General features: G+C 38.2%; 16 protein-coding genes. 14 read left to right on the top strand and 2 right to left on the bottom strand.

Features of this window, described 5'->3' with window-relative positions; translation table 11 throughout:
* Positions 1 to 45: 45 nt before the first annotated feature.
* Positions 46 to 1830 carry an ATP-binding protein gene (locus ACZZZK_RS05585; protein WP_463483272.1) on the bottom strand — a complete coding sequence of 595 codons (1785 nt, stop codon included), beginning with the start codon at positions 1828 to 1830 and terminating at the stop codon, positions 46 to 48.
* Between the two features lie 130 nt (positions 1831 to 1960).
* On the opposite strand from ACZZZK_RS05585, the gene ACZZZK_RS05580 reads away from it, so the two are divergent.
* The 7 genes from ACZZZK_RS05580 to ACZZZK_RS05550 all read left to right on the top strand — a co-directional run bounded on the left by ACZZZK_RS05580 (position 1961) and on the right by ACZZZK_RS05550 (position 10807).
* Positions 1961 to 2407, top strand: coding sequence for an RrF2 family transcriptional regulator (locus tag ACZZZK_RS05580; protein ID WP_463483271.1), 447 nt, complete (start codon positions 1961 to 1963; stop codon positions 2405 to 2407).
* A 489-nt stretch (positions 2408 to 2896) separates the two neighbouring features.
* On the top strand, positions 2897 to 4987 hold the full coding sequence (locus ACZZZK_RS05575; RefSeq protein WP_463483270.1) for a HEPN domain-containing protein: 2091 nt from the start codon (positions 2897 to 2899) through the stop codon (positions 4985 to 4987).
* 122 nt (positions 4988 to 5109) lie between these two features.
* A complete protein-coding gene (gene cobA, locus ACZZZK_RS05570) occupies positions 5110 to 5880 on the top strand; it encodes a uroporphyrinogen-III C-methyltransferase (protein ID WP_463483269.1) in 771 nt (256 codons plus the stop codon).
* The gene (locus tag ACZZZK_RS05565) at positions 5864 to 7375 is read left to right on the top strand and encodes a TSUP family transporter (RefSeq protein ID WP_463483268.1); all 1512 of its coding nucleotides are present in this window, start codon (positions 5864 to 5866) and stop codon (positions 7373 to 7375) included. Before cobA (ACZZZK_RS05570) ends, ACZZZK_RS05565 begins: the two co-directional genes overlap by 17 nt.
* Positions 7376 to 7377: 2 nt before the next feature.
* The gene (locus ACZZZK_RS05560; protein WP_463483267.1) at positions 7378 to 8112 is read left to right on the top strand and encodes a phosphoadenylyl-sulfate reductase; all 735 of its coding nucleotides are present in this window, start codon (positions 7378 to 7380) and stop codon (positions 8110 to 8112) included.
* Positions 8113 to 8458: 346 nt separating this feature from the next.
* The gene (cysD, locus tag ACZZZK_RS05555; RefSeq protein WP_463483266.1) at positions 8459 to 9364 is read left to right on the top strand and encodes a sulfate adenylyltransferase subunit CysD; all 906 of its coding nucleotides are present in this window, start codon (positions 8459 to 8461) and stop codon (positions 9362 to 9364) included.
* A gap of 192 nt (positions 9365 to 9556) precedes the next feature.
* Entirely contained in the window at positions 9557 to 10807 is a 1251-nt protein-coding gene (locus ACZZZK_RS05550; protein WP_463483265.1) for a sulfate adenylyltransferase subunit 1, read from the top strand.
* Positions 10808 to 10878: 71 nt separating this feature from the next.
* Here ACZZZK_RS05550 and ACZZZK_RS05545 read toward each other — a convergent pair whose 3' ends face one another.
* On the bottom strand, positions 10879 to 11016 hold the full coding sequence (locus ACZZZK_RS05545) for a hypothetical protein (RefSeq protein ID WP_463483264.1): 138 nt from the start codon (positions 11014 to 11016) through the stop codon (positions 10879 to 10881).
* A gap of 176 nt (positions 11017 to 11192) precedes the next feature.
* Between ACZZZK_RS05545 and ACZZZK_RS05540 the strand changes: the two genes are divergently transcribed.
* From ACZZZK_RS05540 to ACZZZK_RS05510, 7 genes are all read left to right on the top strand, one after another.
* Complete coding sequence (locus ACZZZK_RS05540; RefSeq protein WP_463483263.1) at positions 11193 to 12203, top strand: bestrophin family protein; 1011 nt, start codon at positions 11193 to 11195, stop codon at positions 12201 to 12203.
* Positions 12204 to 12279: 76 nt separating this feature from the next.
* Positions 12280 to 12867, top strand: coding sequence for a hypothetical protein (locus ACZZZK_RS05535; protein ID WP_463483262.1), 588 nt, complete (start codon positions 12280 to 12282; stop codon positions 12865 to 12867).
* Positions 12868 to 12953: 86 nt separating this feature from the next.
* Positions 12954 to 13418: a hypothetical protein gene (locus tag ACZZZK_RS05530; protein ID WP_463483261.1), complete on the top strand. Its 465-nt coding sequence runs from the start codon at positions 12954 to 12956 to the stop codon at positions 13416 to 13418.
* Between the two features lie 673 nt (positions 13419 to 14091).
* Entirely contained in the window at positions 14092 to 14886 is a 795-nt protein-coding gene (cobA, locus tag ACZZZK_RS05525; protein WP_463483260.1) for a uroporphyrinogen-III C-methyltransferase, read from the top strand.
* Between the two features lie 423 nt (positions 14887 to 15309).
* Positions 15310 to 16722, top strand: coding sequence for a glycogen synthase (locus tag ACZZZK_RS05520; RefSeq protein ID WP_463483259.1), 1413 nt, complete (start codon positions 15310 to 15312; stop codon positions 16720 to 16722).
* 8 nt (positions 16723 to 16730) lie between these two features.
* Positions 16731 to 17999, top strand: a complete 1269-nt coding sequence (locus tag ACZZZK_RS05515) for a glucose-1-phosphate adenylyltransferase (protein ID WP_463483258.1) — start codon at positions 16731 to 16733, stop codon at positions 17997 to 17999.
* A gap of 548 nt (positions 18000 to 18547) precedes the next feature.
* Entirely contained in the window at positions 18548 to 20332 is a 1785-nt protein-coding gene (locus ACZZZK_RS05510; protein ID WP_463483257.1) for a glycoside hydrolase family 15 protein, read from the top strand.
* Positions 20333 to 20628: the final 296 nt, after the last annotated feature.

Here is a 20628-nt window from a genome sequence, read left to right as displayed (position 1 = left end):
TAGCTACTTAAGTTTCAAACTGGAACTATTTTTACGGTTGTTTGATTAAATGCGTTCTTCAATTTTGGTCCACTTGATCATGACCATGCGGAGATCATCTAAAGTGAAAGGTTTTGCTAAGAAATCTTTCATGCCAGCCGCTAAGCATTTTTCAATATCCTCTTGCATAGCATTGGCACTACAGCCAATAATTATTGGTGGGGCAATATTATTTTCATCATAATATTTTAATATTTCTTTAGATGCAGATACTCCATCCATATTTGGCATTTGCATGTCCATCAAAATGATATTAAAATGCGTTTCTTTCACCATTTTCACAGCTTCTAAACCATCGTTTGCGATAATGTGTTTATAGCCAGATTTTTCGAGCATTTTCGAGGTAATAACCTGGTTGAAGACATTATCCTCAGCTATCAAAATATTCATTCCAGCAATAGGAACCATGTTTGTGATTTTGACTGTTCTCTTTTTATGTTTGGCTGGTGGAATTTCCTGATAGGAATTTGCAGGTATTTCAAAGGTGAAGGCCGAACCGGATCCTATTTCACTACTAACCCAAATTTTTCCACCCATCATTTCAGCCAGTTTCCTGCAGATTAAAAGTCCTAAACCTGCACCGCCAAACTGCCGGGTTGCAGAGGGATTAATTTGCGAAAATGGAAGAAAGAGCTTAGTCATCCCATCCTTATCAATACCAATTCCGGTATCTTTAATTAAAGTAACGAGCTGTTTTACACCATTTTGTTCTGCATATTTCAAACTCAGTTTAACGTAACCATGTTCGGTAAATTTTGCAGCATTACTCAATAGGTTGATAACGATTTGCTTATATTTAATTTCATCAGTAACTAATAATTCAGGTACTTTTGAGTCGATTTCGATAATAAACTCCAAATCTTTTTTAATAAAAAAGGGACGGATGATGTTTTCAACGTTTATAATACAGTTTCTAATATCGAATGGCAGATTGTGAATCTCCATCTTATTAGCTTCAATCTTTGAGATGTCAAGCAGGTCGTTAACAATATCGATCATGATGCTGTTACTCGCTTGTAAGGTATTGAGCAACTCGCTTTGTTCGTGATTAAGGTTGGTGAGTTTCAACAGTTCTGAAGCTCCGGTAATACCATTTAGCGGAGTCCTGATCTCGTGGCTCATATTGGCAAGGAAACTTGATTTGGCCACTGTCGCAGCCTCTGCATTTTCTTTGGCAATAATTAATTCCTTCTGTGAGTTTTCTAACCTGAGCTTACTTTTTACCATCAGAAAGCGATCATAATCTGCCACTTTTTTATAGATCGTGAGCATCACAATCATCATAACAGAAATGTCTATAAAAGCCAGAATGATATCCATATTCCTGGCATCATCACTTGGATATGGAATGAGTAGGTGAGGGAAAAAAGTTTCTAACACCACGCATAGTGCAGTGATGATAAAAAAAAAGACAACAAATATCAATCTATATCGCAACGAAAGAGATAGCATCGCAATACTCAAATAGAATACAAAAAATAATGGGGTAGAGCCTTTTATTCCGTCGTTTAAAAACCAGGCTGGAGCGATAGATGCGATATTATAAATAAAATACCAAAATCGTCCAGCCTCGCTAACTCGATCTTTTATGGCGTAATAAAAAAAAGCTAAATGGACGAAGGACCCTAAAAAAATATATAAATTAAGAAACCAAACCAGACCAAGGAAAAAGTTTGCGGCGATATTGATTAGTGAGATCGAAAATAAACAAAGACATAAAACAGCAAACAGTTTCGATTCTGTGCTAATTTTATGCTGGCTAACATCTAAGGTTTTGATAACTTTAAGCACTAACTTAATTTAATTTCTAAAGATATAATTATTTATATCATCTTTTGAATATATGGCAATGAGTGATGCTCACTGAACACATATTTGCATATTTCATAATTGTACTTAATTTATTAGCTTTGTAAGATATATGCTATCAAAAAAGACTAAATACGCCATTAAAGCACTTGTTGCGCTTGGCAAAAATGTAGAAAAACCACCTATGCAAATCTCAAAGATTGCTGAGGAGGAGCATATTCCTAAAAAGTTCTTAGAACAAATTCTGTTAGATTTGCGGAACGCCGGCTTTTTATACAGTAAGAAAGGTGCTGGTGGTGGCTACAGTTTAAACAAAAAGCCTGAAGAAATTCTGTTGGTACAGGTAATGTGTGTTACCGATGGGCCAATTGCTATGGTTCCTTGTGCCAGCTTAAATTTTTACCACAAATGTGATGAATGTGTCGACGAAAAAACCTGTGGTATTCGAAGTGCATTTATCGATGTAAGAGATGCTACACTTAAGGTGCTCAGTGAAACCAGCATTGCTGATGTCATCGGTAGGGAAGATACGTTGAAGTTGGGGATCGATAGTATTTAAACCGTTACGTTTCGTATATTTTTTCTTTTTAGTAGGTATCATTAAGATTTCTTCGCTCGTCGTCTCGCCGCCTCAGGCGAACAATGATGGTCGGAATTGCGTATTGTGTATTTTGCTTGTTCGCTTTTGCGAGGAACGAAGTAATCCTATAACGTTTGCTGTTCATATCATCACGTTGTGAAAACACCTCACAGTGTATTCGATTTTTTCTTCAATCAACTCTTATTTTTCTCGGTGTGAATTGCAGCTAACTGTACTTCTAATATTCACGACACAAACTTTTTTAAGAAAAATTACTACTATTCCTATATACTTTATATATTTGGCAGATGAACTTCAATTTTATATCTATCCAAATTTTTAATATATCGATGCAATATTGTTGTAAAACGCAATAGGGGAAGGTATTTGGATAATTTATAGGTATAAAATATTTGATGCTTCTCAGTTATAAGAGAGGCATTTTTTGAATAAAGCTAACAACACAATATGCAAAGTTTCAGAACAGAACTCGAAAATCCGATTGTCGAGCAGGACATTATCGATTTAGAGAACAAGATTAAAGCTTTTCGAGATGGAACCATTCACGATGAGAAATTTAGAAGTTTACGTTTAGCCCGTGGTGTTTACGGACAAAGACAGCCTGGTGTACAAATGATCAGGATTAAACTTCCATTTGGCAAGGTTACTTTTAAGCAATTGTTGCGTATTGCGGATATCGCCGATGAATATGGAAGTGGCAATTTACACCTAACTACCCGTCAGGATATTCAATTGCACTATGTGAGTTTGGATAGAACGCCAGAACTTTGGGCAAAGCTCGAGCAAGATGATATTACGCTTCGTGAGGCTTGCGGAAATACCGTTCGTAACGTAACGGCTTCACCAAATGCTGGAATTGATAAAGACGAACCCTTTGATGTTTCGCCTTATGCGCATGCAGTTTTCAAGTATTTTTTGCGTAACCCGATTTGCCAGGAGATGGGCAGAAAGATTAAAATTTCTTTCTCTTCCAGCGATAAGGATACGGCCTTTAGTTATATTCATGATTTAGGTTTTATCCCAAAAATTGACGAAAACGGCGAACGTGGTTTTAAGGTGCTGTTTGCTGGTGGCCTTGGTGCACAACCATTTTTAGCTAGTCCAATTCATGAGTTTTTGCACGAAGATCAGCTAATTCCTTTTACAGAATCGGTTTTGCGTGTTTTTGATCGTTACGGGGAACGAACAAATAGAAATAAAGCCCGTTTAAAATATTTAGTTCAGAAGTTGGGCTTAGAAGAAGTTCTACGTCTTGTTGCTGAAGAGCGAATAGCGAACAAGGTTAAAACTTTTAAAATCGATAGAGATGTCGTTCAACAGCCAGCGTTACCGTTGGAGCAAGAATACGCGGCAGTTGAAATTCTAAATGAAACGCATTATAAACATTGGTTCGCAACTAACGTTGTTCCGCAAAAGCAAGATGGTTTTTATAACGTTTATGTGAAAGTGCAGGTTGGCGATATCAAGACTGATAAAGCCCGTGCTTTTGTTGATGCCGTTAAGCCTTATGTTGCTGATGAAATCCGCATCACTCAAAATCAGGGTTTGCTTCTGAAATTTGTTCGCGAAAATGCCTTGCCATCATTATATTCTGCATTAAATAAGATTGGTTTCACAACAGCTGGTTTTGATAGTCTGGCGGATATTACCACTTGCCCAGGCACCGATACTTGTAATTTAGGAATTTCGAATTCTATGACTTTAGCAGAGGTTTTGGAAGATGTGATTTACACCGATTTTCCTGAATTTATTTATGAGAAAAACATCAAAATAAAGATCAGCGGATGTATGAATTCTTGCGGTCAGCATGGTTTAGCAGAAATTGGTTTCCACGGTAGTTCGGTAAAAGCCGAGGGGAAAGTGGTTCCAGCGGTACAGGTAATGCTCGGCGGCGGAACAGTTGGTAATGGTGTTGGCCGTGTGGCAGAACGTGTGATTAAAGTGCCATCGAAAAGAGCGACCAGCGTTTTGCATTTCATTTTAAATGATTTTAAAGCAAACAACCAAGAGAACGAAAATTTCCATCAGTATTATGATAGAAAAGGAAAAGACCACTTCTATCAACTTTTAAAACCATTGGCAGATTTAACCAATCTTCAGCAAGAAGAATTTGTGGATTGGGGCCACGTAGAACAATTTGTAACTGCCATTGGCGTTGGTGAATGTGCTGGTGTAGTGATCGATTTGGTAGCCACTCTACTTTTAGAGGCTGATGAAAAATTTGGTTGGGCGAAGCAAAATTTAGAAAAAGGTGCTTACGCTGACGCGATCTATCATACTTACAGCACTTTCGTAAGCGCAGCAAAATCTTTGCTTTTAGATAAGGGCGTAAACAGCAGCACGCAGGTTGGCGTAATCAGAGAGTTCGATAATCACTATGTGGAAACCGGGGAATTTAATTTATCGACCAACTTTTCAGATTTGGTTTTACAAATCAATAAAAACGAGCCGACAGCCGAGTTTGCCGAGAAATACTTCAATGAAGCTGATGCTTTTTTAAACCAGATTAAGGAAAAAAGAGCAGTAGTAGTAAAGTAAGGAATGAGAGAATTACTGAATGAGAGAATTATTGAATGAGAGAATGATTGTATGCAAGTAGCAAAATCGCTTGTAAAAACATTCACTAAATCACTCATTCAAAAATCAATAATTTAAACGATATGATTAATCAACATAAAGAATCAAAAATTACCCTTTTAGGCGCTGGTCCGGGCGATCCGGATTTGTTAACCTTAAAAGGAGTTAAAGCTTTGCAAGCTGCAGATGTTGTTTTATACGATGCTTTAACCAATGAAGCCTTATTAGAACATGCGCCAGCTGATGCGATTAAAGTATACGTGGGGAAGCGTTCTGGGGAGCATTCGTATCCGCAGGAAACCATAAATAAACTGATGATTGATTACGCCTTAAATTACGGCCATGTGGTTCGGCTAAAAGGCGGCGACCCTTTCGTTTTCGGCAGAGGTTACGAGGAATTGGATTATGCAGCATCTTTCAGCATTCCTGTTGATGTTATTCCTGGCATCTCGAGTTCGATTGGGGTTCCGGGTTTGCAACAAATTCCGGTAACACACCGCGGATTGAGCGAAAGTTTTTGGGTAATTACCGGAACAACTACTTCTGGAGAGGTTTCCAATGATATCTATCAGGCAGCAGAATCTAATGCGACAGTTTTGGTATTAATGGGCTTGAAAAAACTAACTAAAATTATAGAAATTTTCAAAGCTGCAGGCAAGCAACACTTGCCGGCAGCGGTGGTTCAAAACGGATCATCTGAAGATGAAAAACTAGTTGTTGGAAGAGTAGAAACCATTGAAAGTTTAGTGCAGCAGGAAAATATTAAGGCGCCTGCACTTTTAATTTTTGGCGAGGTAGTTTCTTTACATCCTTCATTTAAAAACTTAGTAAAACAATATGCAAGTATTGCCTAACCAACCTGATAATGCGTTGCCTTTTTCTGATGAGGAAAAAGGTAATCAGCTTTTTCCAGTTTTTATTAAACTGAATAAGCTACGTACATTATTAATTGGTGCGGGCAATATTGGGCTCGAGAAATTAGCAGCAATTGTAAATAACAGTCGCCAGGCTAAAATTACCATTGTAGCCGAAATTGTTTCTCCTGAGGTTTATGCGCTTATCGCAGATTATCCACAAATCAAAGTGAAACAGAAAAGCTTTGATGTTTCCGATTTGGAAAATATCGACATCGTTTTCGCCGCAACAAATAACAATATTTTAAACGAAGAAATAAGGGTAGTAACACACGAAAAAGGTTTGCTTATTAATGTAGCCGACAAACCTGATTTATGTGATTTCTATCTGGGTTCAATCGTTCAGAAAGGCGATTTAAAGATTGCGATTTCTACAAATGGCAAATCACCAACGATTGCAAAACGGTTAAAGCAAATATTGAACGAGGGAATTCCGGCAGAGCTGGATGAAACTTTACAAAATATGAGTGCTTTGCGGCAAACACTTAACGGCGATTTTTCGTCGAAAGTGAAGAAGCTGAATAAGGTTACACAGAGTTTAATCAATCCACGAAAAAGCTTTGCAGAGCGCAATATTAAGTGGCTGATCTGGACCGCTGCAATTTTATTAATTGGTTCTATCGGGTTAACGCTCTGGAATACAGAACCTGAATTTCAAACTTTCCTGCTGAATATTGATCCACTATTTTATTGGTTCTTAGGCGCAGGCTTTGTATTCGCTTTAATTGATGGTGCTATTGGAATGTCGTATGGGGTTACTACGGCTTCATTTTCTTTAGCAATGGGTTTACCGCCGGCATCAGCCAGTATGGCCATTCATATCTCTGAGGTGATGAGTAATGGAATTGCCGGATGGATGCACTACCGCATGGGAAATGTAAACTGGAAGTTGTTTAAAATACTCATCATTCCTGCAGTGATTGGTGCAGTTTTAGGCGCATACATTTTATCATCGTTAGAGCATTATAGTGCTTATGTTAAGCCTGTTGTTGCTGTTTATACCTTGTTTTTAGGTGGTATAATTTTGATGAAGGCATTCAATATTAAAAGAAAAAAAGCCGATCAAAAGATAAAAAAGATTGGATTTTTGGGTTTTGTGGGTGGTTTTATCGATGCTGCTTTTGGTGGCGGATGGGGCTCTATCGTGCTTTCAAGTCTTATTGCTGGTGGCCGTCATCCCTTATTTTCATTAGGAACGGTAAAAATCAGTAGATTTTTTATTGCAACCCTAAGTTCTTTAACTTTTTTTACGATGTTAGGGGGCAAACACTGGGAAGCCGTTTTAGGATTGATTATTGGCAGCGCAATCGCATCGCCAATAGCGGCAAGAGTCTCAAACAAAATTTCAGCGAAAACGATCATGGTAGCAGTTGGTATCATCGTAATGATCGTAAGTTTGCGTAGTGTGATCTTGTTTATTTTAAAATTAATTTAGTGATGGGAGTAGAGCAACTAAAGGCAGAACTTACAGGCTTAAATAAAATTGAGAAATTGCGGTATTTGGCTAATAGATATGCAGATCGAATTATTTTTTCAACCAGTTTTGGTTGGGAGGACCAAGCCATTACGCATTTAATTTTTGCCAATGATATTCCTATTAAAGTGTTCACACTGGAAACGGGTCGCTTATTTCCAGAAACCTATTATGTTTGGAACCGTACTTTAGAAGTTTACAACAAACCCATTCACGCTTATTATCCCAAAAATGAATTGTTGCAGGATATGGTGAATACGAAGGGTCCAAACAGTTTTTACGAATCGGTAGAGAATAGAAAAGAATGCTGTTATATCCGTAAAATTGAACCACTGAAAAGAGCGCTAACAGGAAACGAAATCTGGGTAACCGGGATTAGGGCTGAACAGAGCGCTAACCGCGAAGATATGCACGATTTGGAATGGGATGAAGGTAATCAATTGATCAAATTCCACCCCATTTTTGACTGGACTTTGGAAGATGTAAAAACGTTTATTAAAGAAAATAATATAGTTTACAATACTTTACACGATAAAGGTTTTCCGAGCATTGGCTGTGCCCCTTGTACAAGAGCAGTACAACCTGGTGAAGATTTCAGAGCCGGCAGATGGTGGTGGGAAGACCAAAGTAAAAAGGAATGTGGCTTGCATGCTACGGAAGCTGTGGAGCTTGAGGGTAAAAAGGTTGAGGGTGATTAAGACGATTGCAAAAACCTCACCCTATGAAAGCCAGAAATTAAACGCGGTTCACTGCATCCCTCTCGTTGAAGATAGGGAAACCGTGGGCAGCAGCCTTAAACCGAATGTTTAACCGTAGAAACTTTAAATCCCTCTTTTCAAGGAGAGGGAAAGCACAAAATAAGCCAAAGCCCTAACATTGATAGGGTGAGGTTATAGAAATAGAAATGTATGGAACTATATAATTCAACTTTAAAACATTCCAACTTCAAACAATAACAACAACAAAATATAACATTTGAAAAGAGATTAGGCTGTAGAAAATCACAGTCACTTATTCTCTCATTCAAAATTCAAACATTTATAAATGAGTACATATAATTTTGATTACTTAGATGAACTAGAGGCCGAGGCGATTCACATTTTACGTGAAGTTGCAGGGCAATTTGAGAAACCGGCATTATTATTTTCTGGCGGTAAAGACTCGATTACTTTGGTTCGCTTGGCAGAAAAGGCTTTTCGCCCTGGTAAATTTCCGTTCCCTTTAGTGCACATTGATACGGGACATAACTTTCAGGAAACGATCGACTATCGTGATCAGATGATTGAAAGGATTGGTGAAAGGTTAATTGTTGGTTCTGTTCAGGACTCAATCGACCAGGGAAAAGTAGTAGAACAAAAAGGTAAGAATGCCAGCAGAAATGCTTTGCAAACCGTTACCTTGTTAGATACCATTGCAAAATATGAATTTGATGCCTGCATCGGAGGGGCTAGGAGAGATGAAGAAAAAGCCAGGGCAAAAGAACGTATCTTTTCTGTTCGTGATGAATTCGGTCAGTGGGATCCAAAACGCCAACGCCCTGAACTATGGAATATTTACAATGGTAAAATCCACAAGGGCGAGAATGTGCGTGTATTCCCAATCAGTAACTGGACCGAACTTGATGTTTGGAACTACATTCGAAGAGAAAACATCGAACTGCCAAGCATTTATTTCTCCCATGAGCGTGAGGTAATCACCAGAAACGGGCAATTGATGGCCGCTTCTCCGTTTTTAAATATGGATGATGAAGATATCGTTTTTCGTAAACAAGTACGCTTCCGTACCGTTGGCGATATGTCTTGCACCGCTGCTGTCGAGTCTGAAGCAATTTTGATCGATGATATTATCACTGAAATCAGTGCTTCAAAAATCTCCGAACGTGGTGCCCGTATGGATGATAAAGTTTCGGAAGCCGCAATGGAGGATAGGAAAAAAGGAGGGTATTTTTAGGGAGTACTTAGCAGTTAGTATCAAGTATCAAGACTGGATGCCAACTAAAAACTAAACTTTTGACAATCCATTATGACTAGTGAAATGGCATTATGTGATTTGTCTTGATACCAATATCTTGATACTAGGTATGGAATTGATAGACTGAAATTCGTCTTGATACTAGATACTAATATCTTAATACTAAAAAACATGAACATATTAAAATTTTTCACAGCAGGCAGCGTAGATGATGGTAAAAGTACCCTAATCGGCCGTTTGTTATACGATACAGATTCTATTTTAGCTGATCAATTGGAAGCCTTACAAAGCTCCAATCGTAAAAACGACGATGGAACAATAGATTTGGCCATTTTAACCGATGGTTTAAGGGCAGAACGTGAACAGGGAATTACTATTGATGTAGCTTACAAATATTTTCAAACTGATAAACGCAAATTTATCATCGCTGATACGCCTGGCCATATTCAATACACCAGAAACATGGTTACCGGAGCTTCAACAGCTAACCTTGCCATTATTTTAATCGATGCCAGAAATGGCGTTGTTGAACAAACCATCCGCCATTCTTACCTGGTTTCTTTATTGGGTATCAAACACATTGTTGTTTGTATAAACAAAATGGATATGGTTGATTATAGTCAGGATGTTTACAATTCTATCATCGATAAATACAAAGTATTAGCCCAACAACTGAAGTTAGTTGATGTGAATTATATTCCAGTTAGTGCGCTAAAAGGAGATAACATCGTTCAGAATTCTGAGCGGATGGATTGGTACGAAGGCGAAAGTTTGCTGCATTTTCTGGAAAAAGTTGATACCGATAGCCTGGAGAAATCAACTTTAGCTCGTATGCCGGTACAATGGGTTATCCGTCCGCAAACGGAAGCGCTTCACGATTACCGTGGTTATGCCGGGCGTGTGCTGAGCGGAACTTTTAACCTGAATGATAAGGTTACAGTTTTACCTTCAGGAGCCAGTTCTATTGTCGAAAAGATTGAATTTTTCGATCAAACTCCAGATGCTGCGCATGCAGGCCAGTCGGTTATTATTCATTTAAAAGATGATGTAGATATAAGTCGTGGAGATACCATTGTGAATGCATCAGCTTTGCCACAAGAATCGAGATTAATTGAGGCAGACTTATGCTGGATGGATGGACGGGCGCTAGATACATCTATCACATACTTAATTCAGCATAATAGCAAATTAACAAAATGTAAAATCAGCGAAATTTTGCATAAGGTCGATATCAATACGCTAGAAAAACATTCCGCAGAAGAATTTAAATTAAATGATATAGGTCGGGTAATCGTTAAAACTGCCGACGCTTTGGCCTTCGATTTATATGATGATAACCGGGCAAATGGTTCAGCTATTTTAGTAGATAGCAGAACGAATTTAACTGTAGGCGCTTTAATGTTTAGAGCGGCTGTTGAGTAAATACAATGGAAATGGGCGATGTTTTTGGCAAAACTCTTGAGAACCATAACCAAATATCATAATGGAAACTCTTAATTAGAGGAAAGCAATTTCAGCGGGGCATCGGTTACGACAGCCCCGTTTTTCGTTCCAATTTTTTTGTAAACTTTTGTCGTACTGAGGTATGAAGCCGCTGTTCCATAGGTTGCAGATGCTTCGTGCCTCAGCATGACAGCTTTATTTAAGGTTGCTGCTACAAAAAAGATTTTCACTTCAACCGGGTTTATTTCCGTCCGGTCGAATTCTGATCTGAAAGTTTATCCTCAGTGCATCATCAAATTTTTTAAATTTTTTTATCTTCGTTTGTCCCTCAAACAAACATTCACAAGAAACTAAAGACTAAATTATGCATGCCGGAAAGAAGTATACCTTTTTCGAATTTATTTTATGGACCCGTAGAGATCTGTATCGCTTAACGATTCTTGCTGTGATTCCAACAATTCTTTATCACTTTTGTGGCTTTACCTTTCTTTCTATTTCGTGGGTTCCGGTTGCGCTTTTAGGTACAGCTGTATCATTTATCATTGGTTTTAAAAATAACGCCAGTTATTCGAGATTATGGGAAGCACGACAAATTTATGGCGGCATTATTAATATCAGCAGGGCATTTGGTGTAATGATCCGCGATTTTTTAGCATCAAAAGATAAAAGTAATGAAGTTAAAGTGATTTTTTACCGCCATTTTGCCTGGCTAACAGCATTGCGTTTTCAACTTAGAGAACCACGGGCATGGGAAAATATGGATGATCCCCGAAATGTTGAATACTCCAGAAATTACCATATAGCAGAAAAGATAGACAAACTTGAAGAAGTTTTAGCTAAATATCTTTCAGCTGACGAATTAAGTTACGTTTTAACAAAGAAAAATAAGGCTACGCAAGTGATGGCGCTACAATCAAGCCACATCAATAAGTTATTTTCAAGTGGAAGTATATCCGATCTTCAATTGCAATCTTTGCAAAACGCAATAAGTGTTTTTTACGATAATCAAGGCAAAGCCGAAAGAATCAAAAACTTTCCGTACCCGAGGCATTTCTCGTCCATAGCGACCATTATGCTTAATCTTTTCGTGTTTTTGGTTCCTTATGGTTTGCTTAACGACTTTAATAAACTGGGTAATGGCACCTTGATTGAAGGTTATTCAATTTGGTTGAATATTCCTTTTGCTATTTTGTTAACCTGGGTTTTTAATTCTTTAGACGTTGTGGGAGAAAGCTCCTCCAATCCGTTTGAAGGTAATGCCAATGATGTTCCGATCACGAACATCTCCAGAACAATCGAAATTGATATGCGGGATATGCTTGACGAAACCGACCTGCCGCCTGCTATTACGCCGGAACATAATATTTTGATGTAGAATGAAAGTTTCAACGATCCTTGTTGCAATTGGTTTGCTCTGTTTACTTCAACCAACTTTATTATGTGCACAAAAGATGTATTATATTGACCAAAATCAAAAAAGCGTTAGTGTCAGTGAATTCAATCAATCGGTTTTAAAAAATAAAGGTGGATGGGGATATGATAAAACTGATACAGCAACATTTATTAGATTATCATTGAGCTATGCGCAAGGTAAATTACCAATAAGCTATGTAAGCCAGATAAGAAAACTCCTTGAAACTTATTCCACTTCAAAAATAGATACCAATAGTCTCTTAATCGTATCTTACTATACAGGTATCGAACATAAAATTAGAAAAGGATATCCATTAATGACAAAAGATGATCACCACCTTAAGGCACACGATCAGTTTTTGAAAAAGCGGGGAAATATTCGCTACTTCAATATTTACGACAAAAAGCTGCATCCAGACAGTATTTATAAGGCTTTCTATAATAATTTTAGAGACAGTGATGGTTTTTTTGCAAAGTTTTTTGATCTCCAGTATCCTTTGATAAGCGATATCATCTTTAGGCCTGATGGAAGGTACCTGATCGCTTATGGGATTACAGTTAATGAAATCAATAGATATAAAATAATAAAGGAAATGTTAAAACCGAACTACATGGGGGTCAAATAAACTTTGAATGTTTTTGTGGAAATAGCAAAAACATTTCATCGTATTCCTATATTTAATAAATCAGTTCAACCCTTAAAATTCAGAAGATGAAGAACAAAATTTTTTACCTTGTCGTTGCTCTATTCCCATTTGCATATGCTTGTAACTCATCAGATAAAAAAGCTGAAACCGCAAAGAAAGATTCGCTAATTAATGAAACCTGTTATGCTTCGGCGTTTGAAAAAGATAGCGCTGCTATGATTGTAAAAACAATGGCATCGGGTAAAGTTACAGGTTCATTGTTAATTAAGTATGGTGATAAACCTCAGAACAACGGGAAGATAGATGGGAAATTCAACGGTGATACCTTGTTGGTTGATTATCGTTTTAACACTGGCGCAGATACTACAAGAGCGTTTACAAATCCCTTGGCTTTTTTAAAGAAGGATGGGAAATTAATCATGGGGGTTGCTCAAATTGAAACCACTTTAGGCCGGTCTTATTTTGTTAAGGGCAAACCTATTAATTACGAGGCGGGTAAGTTTACGTTTGCTGAAGTGCCTTGTAAATAGATTATAATAGAAGTAAAATCACTTGCTCGTCCTTGCGAGGCACGAAGCAATCTCATTTGATAAAATAATACCACAAATGAGATTGTTTCTCCCGATGAAGAATTGGGATCGCCTGCCTGCCGCAGACAGGCAAAGACGGTAAATTAAAAACGTCAATGGTAGCGCAGCTTAGAATTTGGAGAAGCATTTCGATAGTTTCGGTGTGATAAAAAATAACTCCCGCAGATTAAGAAGATGAACGCAGAAAAAATCAGCGAAAATCTCTTTAATCTGCGGGAAAATACTCTAGTCTTAGCGTCCCGCTAAGGCTTTTTTTATCTCCAATTCAATCCACCGTCGTCATTTCGAGCGCAGCCAAGAAATCTTTGAATTGAATGATGCCCTAACTTATTAAGGACTTTTTTTCTTCAAATTGTTAACATAAATGAGGCAATGCTAATCGGTTGCAGATTCTTCGTTGCACTCAGAATGACAAGTGAAGAAAAGTCGTCATTGCGAGGCACGAAGCAATCTTACAACTATGGGTTGAATATTAGCGATCGCATTAAGATTGCTTCTTTCATGCATGATAGTAAAAGACAGTAAAATTATTTTAAAATAAACTACTACAATTTCTATAGACTTTGTATATTTGATTAATTAATAAAAATAATCACGAGCTAAAATTCCTGACATGATTTTAAGTAAAGTAGAAAAAGCGAACATTGAACCAAAAATTACATTAATAGGTGCTGGTCCTGGCGACCCGGATTTATTTAGTTTAAAAGGTGTTAAAGCATTGAAAACAGCTGATGTTGTTTTATATGATGCAAATGTGAACGGAGCTTTACTGTGTTATGCGCCGGAGGGAATTCCGAAAGTGTACGTGGGCAAAAGAACCGACGATGAAGATTTCTCGCAAGAGGCAGTGAACAAACTGATCATCGATTATGCACTCAACTACGGTCATGTGGTTCGGTTGAAAAGTGGCGATCCATTTTTCTTTGCCAAAGGTTACGAGGAAATCGATGCTGCAGAATCATATAGCATTCCTACTGAAATCATCCCGGGTATTTCGAGTGCCACTGGTGCGCCAAGTTTGCAGAAAATTCCAATGATTTATAAAGACTTAAGTGAGAGCTTTTGGGCAGTAACAGGAACAAATTCAAAGGGAGAAATTTCTGAAGATTTATACATTGCAGCGAAAACAAAGGCTACGATTGTAGTTTTGAACGGAATTGAAAAAGTAGAGGAGATTGCTTCCATTTTTCAAAGTGAAAACAAAGGTTTGCTTCCTGTGGCTGTAATCCAAAATGGCTCTACGACAAATGAAAAAATTGCGGTGGGCCTAGTGGATACCATTGCGGAAGTTGTTCAGGATAAAAAGATTACTGCGCCAGCTTTATTGGTTTTCGGTGATGTGGTTTCCTTACACCCGCAGTTTCAACCGATTAGAGACTTTTACGAAATCATTGCTGAAGAATATTAAGGGTAATAGAATTATATATTTGTTTTGTTGTTAAAAACCGCTGGCGAAAGCTTAGCGGTTTTTTGTTTTAAGGAGCTTCCGCTGATTTCGCAGCAGTTAAATTTGATGCGGTGATGCAATTTGCTAGAAACAGTCTTACGTTCAATAAGCCTGATTGAAATGAAAATCCTTTTTGTTGCGCTTTCGACAGGCTCAGGATGACAGCAACAAAAAGATTGTAATGAAAAGCAGGGCTGCACCGAGCCAAAAGTGATGAACTTTCACTTTCAAAAAATGATCATTCAATTTAAGGAATTATCTAATTTCAATCTGCGATAATCTTCTAAATCTGAGGTAAAGTCTCCCGCCAAAAATTAATATTGAATTATTTTCAAATCAGAAAACAATTGCTAACTTAACGAAGTTATCTACACCAAATATTTAATGGAAATTATACATATCAGTGCCGAGTGTTACCCTGTTGCTAAAGTTGGAGGTTTAGCAGATGTTGTTGGGGCCTTACCGAAATACCAAAATAAAATTGGCCACATTGCCAAGGTGGTTGTTCCTGCATACGAAACAAAGTTTGTAAGGGAAAGCGAATTTGAAGTGGCTTACGATGCCTGGTCTAACTATGGCAATCATCATTTTTCTTATCGCGTTTTAAAAGAAAAAACCAATAAACTCGGTTTTGATCTATATATCATTCATATTCAGGGATTAACCGATAGGCCAAACGTTTATGGTTATAATGATGATACCGAGCGGTTTATCGCCTTTCAAATTGCAACATTAGATTGGATGGCGCAATGGGAACATCGCCCGGATATCATTCACTGCCACGATCACCATACCGGACTGATTCCTTTTATGGTTTCGAATTGCTTAAAATATAGTTCACTAAATCAAGTACCTACAGTTTTAACGATACATAATGCACAATACCAAGGTCAATTTGGCTGGGAAAAATTGTACTATTTACCAGCTTTCGATTTATGGAAAGGTGGATTGCTGGGTTGGGAAGATGCGATAAACCCATTAGCATCGGCCATTAAATGCGCCTGGAGAGTTACTACCGTTTCGCCAAGTTATTTGGATGAAATGATGGACAACGCCAGAGGCTTGGAAAGTTTGTTGCGCCAGGAACGATGGAAATCGGTGGGTATTTTAAATGGCATTGATACCGAAGTTTGGAATCCAGAAACCGACCCGATGCTATCAAAAAGTTACAGTTTAAAAACGGTTGAAGCGGGAAAAGCAGCAAACAAAAAGGCGCTCTGCGATGTTTTTCAATTAGATGCATCTAAGCCCTTGTTTACCTTTATCGGAAGATTGGTTGATGAAAAAGGTGCAGATTTATTACCGGATATTTTTTACACTGCATTGCAGCAACACGGCGAAAATATTAATGTGCTGGTTTTAGGTTCAGGCGATAATTGGGTTGAAGGGCGGTTAAACCAATTGAAAGATGTATTTGGCGGCAAATACAATGCTTACATTGGATACAATGAGCAGGTATCGCATGAAATGTATGCCGGAGCAGATTTTCTTTTGATGCCATCGAGGGTTGAGCCTTGTGGTTTAAACCAATTGTATGCTTTGAGATATGGAACGGTTGCAATAGTGAGGAGAGTAGGGGGGTTGAAGGATACGGTGATAGATATTGGCGATGGTGGTTTTGGCCTTTGCCATGATCAAACCAGCGTTTGGGATGTTACCCACGCAATTGATAGGGCAGTGGGCTTTTATAATGATAAAAAAACTTTTAAGGCGGTACGTAAAACCATGATGAAAATTGATCATTCTTGGGATAGGGCAGCGCTGAACTATATAGAATTATACCAAATACTTAAATAAGCTTAAACATGACTGACAAAGTTTTAGGCGTTATCCTTGGCGGTGGCCAGGGCTCTAGATTATCGCCACTCACACAAACACGCTCAAAACCTGCAGTTCCAATTGCAGGAAAATATCGGTTGGTAGACATCCCAATTTCTAATTGCCTTAATTCTGGCATCCACCGTATGTTTGTGCTGACCCAGTTTAATTCGGCATCCCTAAATAAACACATTAAAAACACCTATCACTTTAGCCATTTCAGTACGGCTTTTGTTGATATTCTTGCAGCTGAGCAAACAGTACAAAATGCTGGTTGGTTTCAAGGAACGGCTGATGCGGTACGTCAATGTATGCACCATATCGTTTCCCATGAGTTCGATTATATCTTAATTTTATCTGGCGACCAATTGTACCAGATGGATTTTAAAGATATGATTGAAAAGCATATTGAAGCACAAGCTGAGATTACCATTGCCACCATTCCGGTAACGGCGAAAGATGCAACAGATTTTGGTATTTTGAAGGCGGATGAAGAGAACATGATTACTTCCTTTACTGAAAAGCCTAAAACAGGTTTGGAAGCTTGGGTATCTGATACTGGTCCGGAAATGCAGGGCGAAGGGCGTAACTTTTTGGCTTCGATGGGTATCTATGTTTTCAATCGTGATTATTTAATCAATATTTTAAATGAGAACGAAGATGAAAAAGATTTTGGTAAAGAAATTTTGCCAAGAGCGATAAACGAAAGTCGCGTATTGAGTTATCAGTACGAAGGTTACTGGACAGATATTGGTAATATTTCTTCGTTCTTTGAGGCTAATTTAGGCTTAACTGACGAAATTCCGAAGTTCAACATGTTTGATAGTAATCATACTATTTTCACAAGAGCCAGGATGTTGCCCCCGTCAAAAATTTCAGGTACAACATTAGAAAAAGCCATTATCGCTGAAGGCTGTATTGTTCAGGCTAGCAGAATTGAACATGCTGTTTTGGGTATCAGAGCTCGTATCGGCAGGCACACCGTGGTTACCAATACTTATGTAATGGGTAGCGATAGGTATCAGACCCTTGAAGAGATACAGTCTGAAACTGAAAAAGGAAACTCTTTAATCGGTATTGGCGACAGATGTTACATCAATAACGCGATCATTGATAAAAATTGCAGAATTGGCAACGATGTCAAAATTAATGGTGGTCCACACTTGGAAGACGGCGATTTTGAATTGTACGCGGTAAAAGATGGAATTGTAGTTGTTAAGAAAGGTGCTGTTTTACCTAGCGGAACGGTAATCTAAATAATCAATATAATTAGCCGAGCCAGTTTGAATTCGTTCAAACTGGCTTTTTTGTTGCCTGACCCAATGAACATTAGACATTGGCGAATGTTGTGGCCACTATCTCTTGAAACAGCAGTTTATGGTTATTTATAAACTAACTACTTCAAACTTCTTTGAACAGACTGGTTCAAAACCACCAACCTTTGTCTCCCTCTTTTCAAGGAGCGGGATTGGAGTAACCAGCCGAATCATTTTCTTTGATAGGGTGAGGTTCTTTGAAAGTTAACGTTCACCCTTTCATTGCCGATTACAGCCCTGCTTTACGTTTCAATATTTTTTAACTTCTGTCATTCCGAGGCACGAGGCGTCTGTTTCATCGGTTGCAGATTCTTCGTTCCTCAGAATGACAGCATATTAAAGGTTGCTGCAACAAAAAATATTTACACTTCAATCAGGCTTATTTAACAACGGTTTGTTTCCTGCTTCACGTTAATTCTCCTTAAAATCATCATTTCCTCCAACATTTTTGGCAAAAGCTTGTTAATCAATAAACACAAAATGAGCGTATGGCTGAACAACATCTTTATCAAACTGGAATTATAGGGAACTGTGCTTTTCTGGCACATGTAAATAAAAATACAGACATATCGTGGCTATGCTGGCCTCGATTTGACAGTCCGTTTGTATTTGGAAGTTTATTAGATAAAAATAAAGGAGGCGAATTTTCGATTTTACCGCAAGGCGAATTCACTTCATCGCAATATTATATTGAAAATACCAATGTTTTAAGAACCGAAATTACAGCTGAGGATGGAAAATATCGAATCACCGATTTTGCCCCGCGATTTCATCTGTATGAAAGATATTTCAAACCATTAATGTTTATCCGAAAAATCGAACCCCTGCAAGGGAATCCGAGGGTGACCATTAAATGTGAACCCGTTTGCGATTATGGCAAGAATAAAATGCGGGCGAGCAGGGGCAGCAACCATATTGATTATCACGGTTGCGATGAAAATATCCGCTTAAGCACCAATGTTTCCTTAACGTATATTATAGATCAAAAAGCTTTCGTATTAAACGAGCCGAAATATCTTATCATGACTTATGGCGAAAACCTCGAAGCGCCCATTGTAAGCACTGCTGAGAATTTCCTTCGTGAAACCGTTTCTTATTGGAGGCTTTGGATTAAACATTCATCCATCGCAGGGTTTTACCAACCTTTCGTGATTCGATCGGCTTTGGTTTTAAAAATCCATCAATACGAAGATACAGGGGCAATTATAGCGGCGAGTACCACAAGTTTACCAGAATCGCCAGGTAGTACCCGAAATTGGGATTACCGTTATTGCTGGTTACGAGATTCGCATTATGTGCTTACGTCGCTGAACCATATTGGTCATTTTGAAGAAATGGAGAAGTATTTTAATTACTTGTCTGATATTTCTCACGCAGAAGATGAACGTTACCAACCTTTATATGGAATTGCCGGCGAAAGGCAGATCACTGAGCATACCTTAGATCATTTGGAAGGTTATAAAGGCGAACAGCCCATCCGAATTGGAAACCAGGCTTATGAACACATTCAAAATGACATTTATGGTCAGGTTTTAATTTCGATGTTGCCACTTTATACTGATCATCGGTTTGTGTTTTCAGAACGCAGCGATTCGGTAAAATGGATTGAAAGTGTGCTATCAAAGATTGAAAGAACAATCGATGAAAAGGATGCAGGTATCTGGGAATTCAGGAATATTGCAAACGTACATTGTTATAGTAATTTGTTTCAGTGGGCGGGAGCACAAGCGGCTTTAAAAATGGCGAAGACCATTGGAAATGCTGATTTCGAAAATCGGGCACAGGTTTTAATTGATAAGGCAGCAGCACATATTGAGGCCTGTTATGATCCAATTAGAAAGGTTTATACCAATGCAGTTGGCAGTCCGCATTTGGACGCAAGTACGCTGCAACTGATTATGATGGGTTATTTAGATCCCGCTTCTGATCGTGCAAAAGATCATTTAATCGCTTTAGAAAATGAGCTGAAAACCGAAGATGGTTTATTTTACCGCTATCTACATGCAGATGATTTTGGCAAACCAAAGACAACATTTTTGATATGTGCGTTCTGGTATGTCGAAGCTTTGGCTTGTGTAGGTCGAACAGACGAAGCGATTAAGGAATTTGAAAACATCATCAAATATTGTAATCACTTGTTGCTATTTAGTGAAGATGTGGATGCAAAAACCGGTAGTCAGTGGGGGAATTTTCCTCAGGCTTATAGCCATGTTGGTTTAATGAATGCGGCTTATCGCATTGCAATTAAGTTAGATAGGCCGATATTTTTGTAGCGGTCATAATTTTCCCGCAGATTAAAAAGATTTTCGCTGATTTTTCTGCGTTGATCTTTTTGATATGCGGGATTTTTATTTGCAAGTTGTCACATTGAGCTTGTCGGAATGTTCTTCGACAGGCTACCATTCACGTTTATAACTTTCCGTCATTGCCTGCCTGCGGCAGGCAGGCGATCCCGATTCTTCATCGGGAGAAGCAATCTCATTTGTTGTATTATTTTATTAAAGTAGATTGCTTCGTGCCTCGCAATGACGAGATTTTTCGAATCAGTGAGCTGAGGGGATTTTTATTG

Source organism: Pedobacter sp. AC163, from assembly GCF_979258665.1.
Note: the sequence above shows the minus strand (reverse complement) of the source record. Positions and strands in the feature narration are given on the sequence as shown.